Annotated in this window: 16 protein-coding genes; 2 read left to right on the top strand and 14 right to left on the bottom strand. The window is 59.8% G+C overall.

What is annotated here, in order from left to right:
• Nucleotides 1-72 precede the first annotated feature (72 nt).
• The 13 genes from csrA to SGJ19_16980 all read right to left on the bottom strand — a co-directional run bounded on the left by csrA (nucleotide 73) and on the right by SGJ19_16980 (nucleotide 13,371).
• On the bottom strand, nucleotides 73-330 hold the full coding sequence (gene csrA, locus SGJ19_17040; protein MDZ4781956.1) for a carbon storage regulator CsrA: 258 nt from the start codon (nucleotides 328-330) through the stop codon (nucleotides 73-75).
• 147 nt (nucleotides 331-477) lie between these two features.
• Nucleotides 478-921, bottom strand: coding sequence for a flagellar assembly protein FliW (gene fliW, locus SGJ19_17035; GenBank protein ID MDZ4781955.1), 444 nt, complete (start codon nucleotides 919-921; stop codon nucleotides 478-480).
• 402 nt (nucleotides 922-1,323) lie between these two features.
• Nucleotides 1,324-4,344, bottom strand: a complete 3,021-nt coding sequence (gene flgL / locus SGJ19_17030) for a flagellar hook-associated protein FlgL (protein ID MDZ4781954.1) — start codon at nucleotides 4,342-4,344, stop codon at nucleotides 1,324-1,326.
• 131 nt (nucleotides 4,345-4,475) lie between these two features.
• Nucleotides 4,476-6,173 (bottom strand): flagellar hook-associated protein FlgK, encoded by a 1,698-nt coding sequence (gene flgK, locus SGJ19_17025; GenBank protein MDZ4781953.1) that lies wholly within the window; start codon nucleotides 6,171-6,173, stop codon nucleotides 4,476-4,478.
• A 44-nt stretch (nucleotides 6,174-6,217) separates the two neighbouring features.
• Complete coding sequence (flgN, locus tag SGJ19_17020; protein ID MDZ4781952.1) at nucleotides 6,218-6,703, bottom strand: flagellar export chaperone FlgN; 486 nt, start codon at nucleotides 6,701-6,703, stop codon at nucleotides 6,218-6,220.
• A 101-nt stretch (nucleotides 6,704-6,804) separates the two neighbouring features.
• Complete coding sequence (locus SGJ19_17015; GenBank protein ID MDZ4781951.1) at nucleotides 6,805-7,116, bottom strand: rod-binding protein; 312 nt, start codon at nucleotides 7,114-7,116, stop codon at nucleotides 6,805-6,807.
• Between the two features lie 244 nt (nucleotides 7,117-7,360).
• Nucleotides 7,361-8,377 carry a flagellar basal body P-ring protein FlgI gene (locus SGJ19_17010; GenBank protein ID MDZ4781950.1) on the bottom strand — a complete coding sequence of 339 codons (1,017 nt, stop codon included), beginning with the start codon at nucleotides 8,375-8,377 and terminating at the stop codon, nucleotides 7,361-7,363.
• A 90-nt stretch (nucleotides 8,378-8,467) separates the two neighbouring features.
• Nucleotides 8,468-9,139, bottom strand: coding sequence for a flagellar basal body L-ring protein FlgH (locus tag SGJ19_17005; GenBank protein ID MDZ4781949.1), 672 nt, complete (start codon nucleotides 9,137-9,139; stop codon nucleotides 8,468-8,470).
• A 7-nt stretch (nucleotides 9,140-9,146) separates the two neighbouring features.
• Nucleotides 9,147-10,280 carry a flagellar basal body P-ring formation chaperone FlgA gene (gene flgA, locus SGJ19_17000; GenBank protein MDZ4781948.1) on the bottom strand — a complete coding sequence of 378 codons (1,134 nt, stop codon included), beginning with the start codon at nucleotides 10,278-10,280 and terminating at the stop codon, nucleotides 9,147-9,149.
• Nucleotides 10,281-10,322: 42 nt separating this feature from the next.
• A complete protein-coding gene (gene flgG / locus SGJ19_16995; GenBank protein MDZ4781947.1) occupies nucleotides 10,323-11,126 on the bottom strand; it encodes a flagellar basal-body rod protein FlgG in 804 nt (267 codons plus the stop codon).
• 100 nt (nucleotides 11,127-11,226) lie between these two features.
• A complete protein-coding gene (locus tag SGJ19_16990) occupies nucleotides 11,227-11,976 on the bottom strand; it encodes a flagellar hook-basal body protein (GenBank protein MDZ4781946.1) in 750 nt (249 codons plus the stop codon).
• 498 nt (nucleotides 11,977-12,474) lie between these two features.
• Nucleotides 12,475-12,951, bottom strand: coding sequence for a hypothetical protein (locus SGJ19_16985; protein ID MDZ4781945.1), 477 nt, complete (start codon nucleotides 12,949-12,951; stop codon nucleotides 12,475-12,477).
• 66 nt (nucleotides 12,952-13,017) lie between these two features.
• Nucleotides 13,018-13,371, bottom strand: coding sequence for a hypothetical protein (locus tag SGJ19_16980; GenBank protein MDZ4781944.1), 354 nt, complete (start codon nucleotides 13,369-13,371; stop codon nucleotides 13,018-13,020).
• A 509-nt stretch (nucleotides 13,372-13,880) separates the two neighbouring features.
• Between SGJ19_16980 and SGJ19_16975 the strand changes: the two genes are divergently transcribed.
• Entirely contained in the window at nucleotides 13,881-14,381 is a 501-nt protein-coding gene (locus tag SGJ19_16975; protein ID MDZ4781943.1) for a DUF2199 domain-containing protein, read from the top strand.
• A 31-nt stretch (nucleotides 14,382-14,412) separates the two neighbouring features.
• Here SGJ19_16975 and SGJ19_16970 read toward each other — a convergent pair whose 3' ends face one another.
• The gene (locus SGJ19_16970; protein ID MDZ4781942.1) at nucleotides 14,413-14,721 is read right to left on the bottom strand and encodes a hypothetical protein; all 309 of its coding nucleotides are present in this window, start codon (nucleotides 14,719-14,721) and stop codon (nucleotides 14,413-14,415) included.
• A 101-nt stretch (nucleotides 14,722-14,822) separates the two neighbouring features.
• On the opposite strand from SGJ19_16970, the gene SGJ19_16965 reads away from it, so the two are divergent.
• Nucleotides 14,823-15,563, top strand: coding sequence for a CPBP family intramembrane glutamic endopeptidase (locus tag SGJ19_16965; protein MDZ4781941.1), 741 nt, complete (start codon nucleotides 14,823-14,825; stop codon nucleotides 15,561-15,563).
• Nucleotides 15,564-15,655 lie beyond the last annotated feature (92 nt).

Genomic DNA, 15,655 nt, shown 5'->3' with positions numbered 1-15,655 from the left:
GCTTCACTACGCGTCTTTTCTTCGGCCGAACCGGATTCTTCGCACGTTTTCGATCTCAATTCGCGCTCCGCGTTAGCGCATGCGGCCTTTGCCGCCCGGACCCGGCCCCGGCGCGGGCTTGCCAAGCGATTCCGTGTCTTGCGGTTCCAGCCGGCTGGCGCGGAGGTTCTCGCGTTGAATCGCTTCGTACACTTCCTGGCGATGCACGGGCACTTCGGTGGGCGCGTTGATGCCGAGGCGGACCTTGTCACCTCGAATATCCACGATCGTGACCACGATGTGATCGCCGATCATGATGCTTTCATCGCGCTGTCTCGACAGGACGAGCATCGCTGACTCCTTTGAAACGCGACTACGGCGATGCGGGTCGCCGTGCGCGTGAACGGTGCTGTTTATATTGAGTGTGTTTCGAACGAGCTGGGCCGCTTCGACGGGGCGTTCGCCGCGGTTTGCTCGCTGGGAGTGCAATCAGGCAGGCTATGCGCTTTTCCGAAGGACCGTCGGTCCCGAGGGCTGCAGCGTGTATTGAGTCGGTTCGTCGCTGTTGACGACCACCTGTCGCCCGGCGCGGCGTTCCAAGTTGATCACCAGCGGTGCTTTCAGGTTGAGCGTCAAGGCGCCGTCCCCTTTCCCCACCACCGCCAGAACCTGCGCGTTGCGCACGTTCGTCAGGTTCAGCGGAGCAAGCTCGGCGCGATAGACCCGCACCTGGTAGCCAGGCACGAAGCGCCCAGGGCTCACCACGGCGAGGGCCACCTCGGGTTCGGTGACGCATTGCATCCAAGCCAAGGCATCGTTGGCGGAATCAGCCAGCAACACCCATTGGCGGCAGTGCTCGAGTCCGATCAAGCCGGCGGGAAAATGAATGACATCGTCGGCTTGAATCTCGACGAGCCCAAATCGCGTGGTCTTGAGTTGCATCCGTGCAGACCCTTGGATCGAGGTCGTGGCTGTCCCTGGCGCATATGGGGTAATTCGGCCAGCAGTCGCAATGCCCGCCACAAAAAAGCCACCAGAGGAGGGTTCGATCGAACCGCGCGATGCAACGCAGCCGTAACAATCGGACAAGACCGCCAAGCCGAAAAGACTTCGGTCCCGACGCGGGCTACCCCGGACCATTCACCACAGAGGCACAGATTTACGGAGAAGGAGAGAGAAGCAAGTTTGCAACCGCGAAAAGCGCAAATTGACGCGAAAGGTTTCGGACGGAGAGTGCGTACTTCGCGCTACTCTTGTCTCTGTCCTTTTTCGTGTGTTTCGCGTGTTTCGCGGTTAAATCCTCTCCTCCGTGACTCCGTGTGGAATCCACACGAACACGTCGGACTACAGATAGTCCAATAGCGAAATCTTCAGACTCTGTGCCGCCGTCTGAAGCGACGCCTGGTACGACGCCTGGCGGGCTGTGAAGTTCGAAATCGCTTCGGTAATGTCGACGTCGATTTCCAAAGACAGGCTGGCTTGCAGGTCCACTTCTTCGGCCTCGAGCCGGGCCTGCAGCACGTCGAGAGACTTTTGCCTGGCGCCGAGTTCGGCACGCGAGAAATTCACCGCCTGCGAACCGTCGTCGAGAATCTCGATCGCTCGCTCGATGCCCAGCACATCGTTCGAACGCAGGGCATCGCGCAAGCGTACGAGCGCCGTGAATACGCCTTCGACTTCACGTGGATTCACATCCGTCCCAGTCAGCGTCGGCGGCTCCCCTCCCGCCAAGGTCGCCGTCGCGGTGAAATCAACCGTCCCGGCCCCGGTATTCGGCGCGCCGTCTCCCGGCGCTAGCGTGGCCGAGAAAAACGTCCCGGCGAGCGGCGTGTTCGCCAGAATGTCAATCATCTGGTTCGCCGTCGTCGACGGATCGACATCAAAAACCAGCGACTGCGTCGAAGGATTGTACGTGACGATGCCATTGCCCGGGCCCAATCCGGAGTTCACAACGGAAACGTTAACTTCGTTCAGACCGGTGCCCGGCGCGATGCCACGGATGACAAGGTCATTATTCGCGCCCGACATAGTGAGCGTCGCGGTGGGCGCGGCGCCGGGCGATTGAGCGGTGAACGTCCCAACGCCGGACGGCAACAATCCCAAGTCCTCGGCGGCTTGACTCAGATTGCGTCGCTCCACGGTCAAAGCGCCGCCGCCTGGCGGACCGTCATTAATCAATTCAATGCCATTGCCGTTGGCGGCCAATTGCGCGACGATCGGCGTCGGCGTGGCCAGATTCGCCGGATGATTATTGATCCGATCAAGCACGTCCTGCACGGTGACCGCGCCGGCGACGTCGATCTCCAGTTCAATCCCATCCGCGCGGCGAATCACGAAATCGACGCCCTCGGTATCGTGGACGCCGAAGCCGTGATTGAGATCGGCCAGTTCCGTACCAGACGTCAAGCTGCGCACGCCCAGTTGCGAGGCGGTATCGCCGCCGTTCTCGCCGACTGAAAAATCCTGCCCGCTCCACCGCGATCGCAGATCGATTCCCGTCTGTTTCCCGTTGATCTCGGCAAAAATGCCAGCGCCGGCGCCATTCAGGATGTTGAGCATATCCTCCACGGTCTGCGCGCTAGCAAGGCTGATGTTAAAACTCTCGCCGCCGTTCTCAATGCGCACTCCGGAAAGAAAGTCAAACTCCTCGCCAGTGCCCCCCGCCGTCGTAGCCACGGCCGCCAGCTCATTAAACGTGTCAACGACAGCGCCGGCGCCGTCGTTGAGAATCTCGCGCGGATTCAACTCCGCGCTAAAAGTCCCTTCCGCGTTCACGGCTGCCAGCACTTGGTTCGCCGAGGTGACGCCGCTTTCGATCCGCACGACCAACGTGTTGGCGTCCGAACCCGTGTTGTACGTACCGCCGGCCGTTGCCGCGTCATCGGACAACTGGAACACATACGCGCCGCTGTTCGTGCCGTCGACCGTCGTATCGAGCGCCGCCGTGAACTTGCCGCCCAGCGCCGCGTTGGCGTTGATCGCGTTCGCAACATCCTGTGCCGAATGCACGCCAGCCTCGACAGAAACGGTATACGTGCTGCCCGAAAAGCTGACTTGCACGCCACCCGCATCCGCCGCGCGAACGTCGAAGTCAACCGTGATACTGTTGTTCGACGTACCAGGCACAGTCGCCGTCAGCAGGAGGTCATTGTTCGCCGCCACATTCGTATCGAACGTCAACGACGCCCGGGCCGCCACCGCGTCTTCGTGAAACTCGGCGACCTCATTCCCCGCCGTGAGTCCCGGCCCTGCGCGCAGATAATCGTCGTCGACATACTTGATCGTCACGCCGTTAAACTCGGGGCCGTTCGCCGTCGCGATGAAATCGAGATTGTTGCTCGTCCCAGCGGACGCCAAGGAAGCCCGCGCTCGGGTGCCAAGCAAATTCTCCAACCGCGTGGTCAGTGTCAATCGCGGATCGAGATCGCTCCCCACCACCGGCCCGGTGCCGGCGCCGACTTCGTGCAGAATACCCAGCTCGTTGGCCGTCGTACCGCCGCCGACTTCGCGAATGATCAACGACCCGCCGCCGCCGGAATCCAACGAGACATTCAATCCGACGTCCGTGATTTCCACCGTCACGATTCTGCCGAGCGGAGCATTGGCTTCCAATAGTTTCGCAATGTCGCCGACCGTCGACGCCGAACTGAGGTCAACGATCGAACTGACCGTGCCCGTCGAAATCTCAATGCTGCTCGGCACAACCCCGCGGCCGCCACGCAAGTCCGACAGCGATGTCTCGGCCGTCAGCACCGGATTGAGATTCGTGGTTCCACGAACCGGTTCTGAAATCGCGCCAAACACGCGGTTTCCCGGCATGTTCGTTTCGAACAGCACGTCGATGTCGGAATACGCGGACAATGACTTTTCATCGCCTAGATATTCGATGTGATCGCCGGACTGTACAAACGGCTGTGTGCTGGTGCGCGCCCCCGCAAACAGATAGCGACCGCGGAATTGCTGGTTGCCAACGTCGACCAGCTGCTGAATGGCCCGGTCGACTTCCAAGGCGATCGCTTCGCGTTGCGAATCGGTGGAAGTCGTTCCCACCACGGAAATGGCCGCGCCGCGGATATCGGCCAACAGCGCCGAGACGTTCGAGAGGGCCACGTCGGTCGCGCCCAGATACGATTGATTTGTCTGCAAGTTGACCGAGACTTGTTGCTTCCGTTCAATCAGCGATTGCAACGTAATAGCCCGCAGCGCGGCCGGCGCGTCTTCACTCGCCAACGAGATCCGCCGACCCGTCGTCAGCTGGTTCTGCAAACGAAAGATCGCCTGCTGATCCGATTGCATCTGCGACAGCAAACGCTGCGAAATCAGCAAGTCGCTGACACGCGTCGTCGGTACGGGAATGATAGCCATGGGGACAGTTTGAAGTTTTCAGTGTTCAGTTTTCAGTATCAAGCGTCATCCCCAACCATCGAACGACATCGCCGCCACCGATCTGCAACTACTTCGCCTACTTCACCTACCCCCTACTCCACCTTCTTGCCTCACAGATTCACCAGGATCTCCAACAACTCATCCAGCGCCTTGATGTACTTGGACGTGGCCTGCAGCGCTCGCTGGTACGAGATCATCTTGACGGCTTCCTCGTCGAGACTCACGCCGCTGGTGGCAAGTTGCTGGCCGACCAGCGTTTGCTCGAAGATCCGGCTCCCATCCGCGATCCCTCGGGCCACGCTCGAGCCCTGCGTGACCTCGGCCGTCAGGCTGGAATACAGCACTTTCAAGCTACTGCCATTCTTGGAATCCAACGGCGCATCGAGAAAAGCTGCCAGCAAGGTGGCCGTATTCGTGTCGGCCCCGATGCCCGACTTCGACGCGTTGAACTTCCCCGCATCGGCCGCGACGACCGCATTCACGCCAATATCGAGGGCGTTCGAACCCGTGAAGAACGTATTCAACCCAAGCGCCGCAAGCGTACCGCTGGAATCGTTGGCGAAAGAAAACTCCAATTCCACGGAATCGGACGAAATCTGCAGATGGCCGTCGATATCCACAGACGCCGCCAGACCGCTGACAGAGTTGAGTTGCGAAGCCAGATCGTCGAGCGACGTATCGTCGTCGAGCCCATTCAGATCAATACGAATGTTGGTCGTTTCAGTGAGCTTGGTCTGCTTGTTGTAGACCAGCACCTGAAAGCTGCCGTTCTCTGGCGTGAATTCCAGCCCCGCCTCGTCGAGCGCCACGGTGCTGTCGCTGGTCGCGAACTCGCTGGTCAGCTCGGCATGCCCCTTCAGCCCCTGGCCCGACGAAAACAGCTTGTTGAATTCGAAAATGAAGGCCTGCGAGAAATCGTCGAGCCGATCGAGAAAGCCGCCCAGCACATCGTCGCGTGACGACACGAGCCCTTCGATTTCGCCGGAATTGGCCGTCAGCGCCGAATCGGTCTCGATAATGCGAATATCCGCCACCGCCAGGCCGCGGTCGATATCGAGCTTCGCTTCCACGAACCGCGCGGAGTTCTCGAACACCAAATAGTCGCCGCCGGCGAACACGTTGATCGAACCGTTGGGCTGCTCGATCGACTTGATGTCGATCAACCCGGCGAGATTCCCGAGCGCCAAATTGCGTTGATCGCGCAGGCCCACGGCGTCGCTGGCCGTGGTATCGCCACCCTCGGTGGCCGTGATACGGATATTGAGCGTGCGAATCTCTTCGATCAGATTGTTGATCGTGAAGACGTTGTCCTTGACCTTGTCGTTCAAGTCGCTGCGGACCTCGCGCACCCGCTCCGAGAGATTGCGAATGTCCGCCGTGAGCGTCTTCCCCTGCAGCACCGCCAGATTGCGGACGCCGATGTCCTCCGGCTGGCTCAGCACGTCATGAATGCTGCCGAAGAAGTTATTGAGCGCGGTGCTGAGGTCGGTGTCGCCGAGCTCGCCCAGAATGCTCTCCAACTCTAAATACGCCTGCTCCTTGGTCTCGTTGCTGACCCGGTCGCTTTTGGCGTTGCGCAAGCGTTCTTCGAGAAACTTATCGATCTTCTGGACAACGGCGTCGACCTGCACGCCAAGCCCGAGCAGAAGACCGCCGATGCGTTGCGTCGGCGCAGGCGAGACAATGACTTCTTCGCGAATATAGCCGGGTGTGTTGGCATTCGAGATATTTTGGCCGACGACTTGCAGCCCAATTTGTTGGGCGCGCAAGGCGTTCTTAGCCATCTGAATCGAGCCGAACAGCGACATCGGTCAAGCGCCCCCGCGCAGTCTCGCGGCGCTACGCCGCATCGCTAGACTGCGTGGTCTACCAAGACTCCATGCGCCTGGACGCAGTCTCCAGTTCCATATGTCGGACGTTGCCGGCCGCCGGTAGCGATAATCTCCAACATCTGCGAAAGATGTAGCAGCGTTCGCTGCACGACAACCCAGTTTGTCAGACACTCCTGCTGCAACAGCCGCGTGCGATGTTCCGCGGCGTCGATGCTGGGCACAATGCGCAAGCGATGTTGAGTTGGTAAGCTGGAAGCCAACATGCGAATGTTATCGGGCGGCGCGCCCTCGCTCCCGGCGCGATCGAGCATCTCCTGCCGTTGCGACTGGCAATCCTGCAAGCGCGCCGCAAGCCGGACTTCCCGCACATTCACGGCCGCTAACCGCGCAGAGTCCGCCGCCAGTAGCGCCGCGCGTTTGTCCGCCAATGTCGCGAGCAAGTCGTCCTGCACGGACGAAAGGTCCGTCAAGTACGCGGCGATCTCGTCCGTCCAAGCGTCATCCATGCGAATGGTTCCAGCGAAATCAAATGATGAATGATGACTGATGAATGCCCATTGATGAGTGATGAAATACCTGTGATTCATCGTTCATCATTCTGCATGCATCATTTCCTGCCCATGCTGAACAGCTCGAACATCGGGCCAGTAAACTGTGCCGCGCCGTTCTCGGTCAGTTCTTCGGTCAGAATCTGATCGAACTGTTGCTGAAACACCTCTTCGCCGCGTCCGCCGTGAAAATACGCTGGCTTGCCTTGCGTGCTACGCATCGCCTTCAGCAACTGCCCGTAGAACACTTCGCCCACGAACTTATCAAACGTCTCGCGCGCCTCATCCGGCTTCTCCGGCACCTTAGCCTGCGGCCCAGTAAGTTGGCTCAACGCCGGATGCGAAGCGATAGGCGAAAGTGCAGCGTTCATCGACATGATCCTTAGTCTTGCTCGGAGGACTCACCACGGAGGCACGGAGAACACGGAGAGGGAGGATTTTGGAACTTCGTACTCGTTGTGGCACGGTCTCCCGACCGTGACACCGTTCTGACCGACGTTCTCCAATTCTGGGCAACAGCACGGTTTCCGTGGCACGGTCGGGAGACCGTGCCACAACAGTTCTTCCCTCTCCGTGTTCTTCGTGCCTCCGTGGTGAATCCAATTGAATAGTCTCTTACTCAAAAATCACCCGCCCCTTCAAATTCCCGCTGCGTTCCAGCACGCGGATGATCTCGATAATTTCCGCCGGCGGGATCCGCACTGCGTTGAGCGCCTTGATCAGGTCGTCCAGCTTCGCGGTCTTCGGCCCGACCGCCGCGAACGGACTCGGCAGCACGTTCGCCCCCGTTTGCACCGCGATGCCTTGCACGGTGACCAAGGCCGCGCCGATTTCCACGTCGCCGTCGACCGCGATGGCGCCCGTCTTAGCATTAATCACCACGCGGGCGTCGACCGGCGCGTCGCGAATTTCCACCGCCAACACCTGGGCGATCCAATCGACCGGATCATCGCGATACTGCGGCGGAATCATCACCTCGACGTTGCCTTGATTGATCGCCCGCACGAACTGATAGTCCTGGCCGAACTCCGCGCCTAATTGAAACCGCAGCTGATCTTGAATCGAGAACACAATCTCCTGAGCAACTTGAAAGCCGGTCAGGTTCTTGTCGATCACCAGGGTGATCTTGTCCCCCTTCGAGAACACATTGAAGAAATCTTCTTCCAGCCGGCAGCCGTTCTTGATCGTGCCGTTCAGGGGATTCACTGGATCGTCGATCATGATCGCCCCTTCAGCAAAGGCATAAACCCGATCACTGGCCGGATTCGGGCCTTGCAGCGGCGCGGTAAACAACCGCCCGCCGGCCAGCGACTTCGCGCTGCCGATCGAACTCACCTTGCAATCCAGCGGATCACCTTGCCGGGCGCCTTCGGCCGGAATCGTGGCCGATACCGTAACGATCGCGCAATTCCGGGCGTTCTTCAACTCGCCTTGTCCAATCGGGTTACCCATCAACTGCATGGCCATCGCCAGACTGCGAATCATCGGCGCGAAATCGCCGCCATCGCCAGTCCCTTTCAGGCCCACGACAATCCCCAACCCATGCAACGAGTTCTCTTCCTGCCCCTTAATGCGACAAATATCCTCCAACCGCATTCCAGCAGAGGCCGGCGCGGCAGTCGTCGCCATCATGAGCAGAAGTAGTACACAAACTCGTCGGATCATCGCTAAATCCTTTGCCAACGTCTGAGGCCTCGTCTCATTCCGAATCGTTCTACCTGCTCAAAACGGACTGAAGCGTTCATACATCCGCTTGAACCAGCCGCGCTTGTAGCCGTCGCGGACGGCGCCGGTTTCACGCTTTTCGATTCGCAAGTCGGCGAGCTTCTCGCTAAACACCGTGTTGTCCGGAGCAATGTCTTCGGGGCGCACTTCGCCGGTCAGACGCTGTTCCCACACCTCTTCGTTGTCAACGACTTCCTTGCGGGCTTCCAACAACATGTTGCCGTTCGGGCGGATATCGACGACACGTGCCGTAATGCGGAACTGCACGCCGCCCACGGTTTCCATCTCGGAGATCGCCCGGTACTGGCTGTTCAATTCGCCGGACACCGCGGGATCGCCTTGATCCTGCGGCGCCTTCTGAATATTGAGCCCGTCCAGCTCGATCCAGTCTTCCAGCGTGGCTTCAAGATTGGCCAACTTGCGTTGCACCAACTCGCCTTCGTTCGTGTATTGAAACGCGTCCTTCACCACCACCGTCACAATGTCATGCAACCCAATCGTCGGCGGTTCCGGCGTCGGCACAAAGGTAAAGGCGTCCTCCAGCGTCAAAGCCCGTTGCGACGGTTCACCGAACAGGCTGGAACTCTGCGCGGAGGCGACTTCCGTGTAAGTCCAACAGGCGGACCCGCAGGCAATCAGCATGATCGAACGACGCAAGTTGATCTTCATAGCGTTCCTACTTCGCTGAACGTGTCTTGGAATTTGCTTGAGCGGACGCCTTTTGCGTACCGCGGCGCGCTGCGAGCCAGGGGGATGGATCGCGCGGCGCTGCATCCACCGCCGGAGTCATGGGCGAGCCCGCGTAAATCTCAACTTCCTGCGGACCGGACACTCGGGCATGAAAGGTCTCCCGCGAGGTAAGCGACTCCACCGGCACCAGGTCGCCGTGAGCGCCGTTTTCCTTCGCCCGCCCTGTGATGCGAATCTGCACGCCGCCGCATCGTGAATACACAGTCACTACTTGGCCGCGTTGCACAAGCATCACGGGTCGCAAGCTCGGTTCGGTGATCGGCTGCCCCTCGGCAATCGCGCGAGTGGTTTCCTTGCCGACAACCTCGTCCAGCGATTCCAGCGGCTTCAACAATCCCTTGACCGCTTCCGGCCGGACGAGTTCGACATCTTGTTCCGAGATCAGTTCGCCGCGTGACAATTCCCGCCGCGCCACCACGATCATCGGCGGCAGCGAAACCCGGGCCGTGACCTTCCAGATTTCCTGCGACGCCTCGTCACCCACCTCGACGCGAAACTGCACCCGTTCCGCATCCAGGTAACGCCCCCCAGTCACGTTCACTTTTTGACCGCTGGAGAGCGAGGACAATTGCTCTTCATTCAGTTCAGCTTCGATGTCCCACGTCTCATCGCCGAGTCGTTCGCGTACATAAGACAAGATCGCCGCATCCATACGCTCACGGACGCGATCCTGGGCGACAGACGACAGCGACGCACTACGCGGCGCCTTCGGCTTACGTGGTTCCGACGCCGCAGCGCGCGTCACCGTGGTTTCACTGCTGCCGCCAAAAGTCCAGCTCGCGAACTCTGGCGCACTGCGCGCGATCGCATCTTGTACCTCGCGAACCGTCAGCTTTTTCGCTTTCCCCGAGGCGGGCGAAGGCAACAACTCCACCGCCAACAACCGCTCCCGGGCTTGCTCGTCGAGACCGTAGATCTCAGCGACATCGCCCAACCGCACGACGGCGTGGTCCACTTGCGACGCTTCACGCAAATTGATCTCGCCGGCGATCCCGGCCGCGCACAGCCAGAGCCAGACGAGCAAGGTGCGGCGAAAATAAGTAACCATCCTTGGTTCCATGGGATTCCGTCTTGCGTTCGCGCGTAGAACATTGCTTCCCGACTAGAACCGCCGCAAGTTCGCCACGAGCTGCAGCACCTGGTCGCCAGCCTGCACCGCTTGCGAATTCAACTCGAACGCCCGTTGCGTCGTGATCAGATCGATCAACTCGCGGACCGGCTCGACGTTAGACAATTCCAACACGCCTTGCCGCACCATGCCGAGACCGTTCTGATTGGGGTTACCCGTGGTCGCCGGCCCCGAAGCATCCGTTTCCTGATACAAGTTCTCGCCGAGCTTCAACAAACCTTCCGGATTGATAAAGTTCGCGAGTTGCAGAGTGCCGACTTGCGTCAACTGCGCCTGGTTCACCTGCCGCACGGAAACATTGCCGTCGCCACTAACCACAATATCCGTCGCGTCCGGGGGAATCGTAATCGTGGGGTCGAGCAAGCGCCCGGCGTCAGCGGAGCCCATCACAATGTTGCCGACGGCGTTAATGGAAAAATTGCCGGCCCGCGTGTAGACCGTCTGGCCGTTCGTATCGATGACCGGAAAGAACCCGTCGCCACTGATCGCCCAGTCGAGTTGGTTGTTCGTCGTGGCAAAGGCGCCTTGGCCGAAGTTGGTTTGCGTGCTGGAGACGCGCGTACCGAGGCCGACCATGGTGCCCACAGCGGTGTAGTTCCCCTGTTGGTCCAAGGCGCCCGGCAGCTTGTAGTTGCGATAGAACAAGTCCTCGAAGTTCGCCCGTTCGGCCTTGAACGCCGTGGTGTTCAAGTTCGCCAGATTATTGGCGATCACATCGAGCTTGGTCTCCATCGCGCCCATCCCGGTCGCGGCGGTATACAGCGTTTGAACGCTCATGGCGAATTCGTGATGAGTGAAGAGAGGTGTGTATTAAATGATGAACGATGAATGATGAATTACTTCTCTGGCCATTCATCATTCGTCATTCATCATTTCCCTAAGCTTTCAACAGCCGCCCCAGCATCGTGCCTAGCATCTGGTCTTGGTTGCGGATCAGGTTCACGTTGGCTTCGAAGGCTCGCGAGGCCTCGATCATGTTCATCATTTCCGTCGTGGCGCTCACGCCGGCAAGTTCCAGGTGTCCGCCGACCACGTGGCGATTTCCAGCTTCAACCGCCGAAGTCGGTCCCATCGGACGAAACAGGTTTTCGCCCACCTTCACGAGATCCCCCAGCGACGCCGGTTGCAGCATGCCAAGTCGCACGGTCGTGCCATCGGACTGTTGAATGCCGCCATCATGCGTGAGTTTCCAGGGGAACGATTCGATTCGTGCCGGCGCTCCGCCATCGTCCAGCACCGCGTGCCCTTGCTGTGTCACCAACTCGCCGGTCGGCAGCAACGCGAAGTTGCCCGCGCGAGTCAGGTAGTCGCCGTCCGGCGCACGGACCGCGAAGAACCCGTCCCCTTTGATTGCGAAGTCTGTCGGAATCTCAGTGTTCTTAAACGGCCCCTGCGAGTAGTCCGTCCGCGTTTCCCGAACTTCGACGCCACCGCCAAGATCGTTCCAGCTACGTTCGCCGGGCTGGGCCTGCCCCTGGGCAATTTCCTCCGCATAGCGTGCTTGAAACAGGGCCAAATCGCGCTTAAAGCCCACCGTGTTCACGTTCGCCAGGTTATTGGCGACCGTTTCCAAGCGTCGGCTCTGCACGAGAGCCCCTTCGGCGGAGATGTACAGCCCGTATGGCATGGCTGGCGGTATCGATTGCGTGGAGTGAAACGATGCAAGACCGTCTGGCCGTCGTTTAGCAACGCGCGTGCCAACAGGCTTACCGGTGCAAAGAAACGCCTTGCGGCACCACGGAAACGGCTGATAGAAAAGGAGTTGCGCTATTTCCGGCGACCTAAAGCGAAATTCGCGCAGACGGCCAGGTAGCGGCAGATTGGGCCGATCGGCGATTGACGCTAAGCGCAGTTCCTGCCGGAGCAGAGGCCCATCACACACCGTAGGGCGGGCCAGGGCAAACAAGAAAATTCCGTGGAACCAGAAATCGGCGCAACTCGCCTCATCAATGCGATGATTTGATCGCGGCCCGCCGGAGAAAAACAAGTGCTGAGTAGCACAACGTTGAAGCCAGCATACCGTCACACGTCGATTCTGGAATTAGCGAATCGAAGCCCCAACTGGGCAGCCGAATCACGCCCATGTAACCGCGCGGTCAACCGAAATACGACAGGTGACAAACCCCTATTCCTTGCCACGCGCCGCGCCGGAGTCAACGATAATGCGTTTCACCAGCAGGTAATTCCCTCCCTGGTACTCCGTAACAATGCCGGACACGCTCCACATCACGCCCTGAGCGCTTTCGTCAACCTTGCGGGACGCCCGCTCAAGCGCCAAGTTTTCCAACATGCGGAGGCGATAAATGCCATCGCTGCTGACAAACTCGAAGCGGCCGTCCACCTGAATGAACTGGCCCAGGACTTCGCGAATCTCCGTGCCTTCTCTCAGCCGCGCACTTGCCGCCCGGCGACTCGCGCGAGCCGCCGCCGCATCGACCGGGTTGGCGGGACTCGCAGCCGCGCCGCTATTCGAGGTTTCTGAAGAATCGCGGGTATGCGGCCCCGGCTGCGCGAAACTCCAACCCGCCCCGGCGGCGGCCAATAGCAGCAGTAATGCCAGCCGCGGCCAGGTCTTCGAGGATCGAAAGCTCGCAAAAGCCACGGCGAACTCTGCCTCTGCCGCTCGATGGCGTGGGGGTGGAGTAGGACGGTTGGTGGCGAACGTCACTCAGCCCCCAGCCTTGGGCATCGCCAAGGCGTGCAACGTCAGCACCGCGCCGGCGGACAGTACCAGCCAGCCGATCCACGGCGCCGGCGTGATGGTCTTCCGCACATCCGTCGTATTCGACACCAAGGTGGTCAACGACAGATCGTTGGCCAGCGTGCGCTCCGGCCGAGGAATCAGCCGATCGCTGGCTTCCTTGTTCAACACAAACGTGTCGACCATTCGCACCTGTATGCCAATCAGAATCAACACCACGCCGATCACGAAGTAATGGTTGCGGTTCAGTTCCATGATGTACGCCTCGCCAGTTTCCATACGACCATTCGTGCGCGCGAGCCACGCGCTCATCATGGTCATGTATCGATCACCCGGCGACTGGCACTTCATCCGACTCGCCGCGCAACCGCCGTTCTTTGACGACGCAGTGACACGCGCACCGAATTTGCGCGGAAACCGTATTCTTCGCAAAACAGCGAAAATCACGACCAAGGCATCAAACGCCTTAAGAACGGAACGAACGGCGCATCCGGCTGAACCGCAGAGGCGCTGAGAAGCAGAGGGAGAAGCGGACTGTTGGAGAGGGCGTGTAGGGCGGACCCTGAGCCAGTTCGGCGTCGTGACGATCGAAACGCGACGACAATAGTCAAATCACTTTGAATCGAACAACCAAGGCCCGCCGCCAATGAACTCAGTGTGGGCGACTCCTCCGAGGTAACCTCGGATGGTGAAGAAATCGACCAATGGGAACACTCGAATTGCGGCGTTGCGCACTGTATATTAGCCGCATTCAGTTTACTCATTGCGCCCGGTCCTTGTGTAGCGCGAGCACCGTACAATCGACTTCGTCAGCTGAGAGTTGCACAGCCATGTCGTACGTCTGTCAATGTTGCGGTCAGCGCTTTGATGGTCTGCCGCTTGATTTTGTCGGCGAAGCGCCGTGGCGGAATATGGGCGTGAGCGACGACGAATTTGACGCGCGTGTCTTACTCGAGAAAAGCCTTTGCGTAGTCGACGGTCAGTTTTTCTTCGTTCGTGGTCATATCCGCCTGCCGATTCTCGGCACGGACGACGTATTTGTTTGGTCGGTCTGGTGTTCGCTGAGCAACGACAGTTTTCGCCACCTTTATGAGCATTGGGACGATTCGGATCGAGCAGGCGACACGTACTTTGGCTGGCTTTGCACAGTACTCCCGTGCTACGAGGCAACAACCTGGAACCTCAAGTCAAACGTGCGGTCGCGCAATAATGACCTGGTTCCGCTTATTGAGATTCAGCCGGTCGACCATCCGATCTACCAGGAACAACAAGAGGGAATCACGGTCGAGCGATGGCATAGCATTGCGCACCAATTGCTACACGGCCGGTAAAGCCGCGTCAAAAAGCGCGGTGAGCGAGCTCCTACTTGGACCCTTCCCCGCGGAACTCCTCCACCCAGCGGTCCACGCTGTTGCGCAACGAATCCACCGTCGCCGCTTCCAGCAATTCCGATTCGTCCGCCTTCACGACCGCCGCCATCACCGCGGGGTGATCGACCCAATCGGAGGGGCCAAATTCGCGGACGTCGAGTAACGTCTCGGAGAACGTGGCGGTCTGTTTGGGGACTGCCTTCAGGCCGTCCTTCGTGTACAAGAAGTGGTACTTGAGCGAGCCGAACATCAGCGCGGCGCCGGTCAGCACGCCCAGGAAGAATCCTCCGAATCGTTTCACAGCGGCTCTCCCCATTCGAGCGTGATATCCATTCCCCATTCCCGCCTGAGCATGCGGCGACCGAACATCTCGACCATAATGCCGCCCGCGGGTCATCGTCAATGGAACCGTCCCTGAATCCGCCGCACAAAGTCTCCCGTTCCTGCGAGCTGGTCGTATTGTTCGCTGCGATCGTCTTTCCCAGCTTCGCTACCTGGCTCTACTTCTCATGGCTCGGCGGCCATCCATCGTCACGCCCCGCCTACGCCATCTCCAAGCTGCTGCAATTCACGCTCCCCCTCGTTTGGTTGACGTGGACTAATGGCCAATGGCCCATTCAACTCGTTCGCCCGCGCCCGCGCGATCTCCTGGAAGGTCTCGCCTTCGGACTCGCCGTCACGCTCGGCGGCCTGGCCATCTACTACGGCTTCCTCCGCGGAGGTTCCCTGCTCGGCGCCGCCCCGCGCGAACTCACGAGCAAACTCTCAGGCTTCGGCATCCGCACAGCCGGACACTTCCTGGCCTTGGCGACGTTCTATTCCTTAGCTCATTCGCTGCTCGAGGAATACTATTGGCGCTGGTTCGTGTTCGGCGGCCTGCGCCGCTACGTGCCGACCGCGGCGGCCGTCGCGATTTCCAGCCTCGGCTTCATGGCCCATCACGTCTTGCTCATCGGCCATTTCTTGCACGGCTTCGGCGCCGCCACTTGGCTACTCTCGGCGGCCATCGCCATCGGCGGCGCTGTCTGGGCCTGGCAATACCAACGCGCCGGCGCCCTGTACGCCTCGTGGCTCGGCCACCTGGTCATCGACGCCGGCCTGATGTGGATCGGCTACGACCTCTGGACGGCAGCCTCACACTAGGCCTTGTCTCAAAACTGGGGTTTCCGTGCAATGCGTAACCGGCGACGATGTCGCTGAGTTTCGTTTTTGCCACGGAGGGCTGTTGAGATGGC

The sequence above is a fragment of the Planctomycetia bacterium genome (assembly GCA_034440135.1).
Classification (GTDB): domain Bacteria; phylum Planctomycetota; class Planctomycetia; order Pirellulales; family JALHLM01; genus JALHLM01.
The sequence above is the reverse complement of the archived record's forward strand: the minus strand, read 5'-3'. Positions and strand labels throughout refer to the sequence as shown.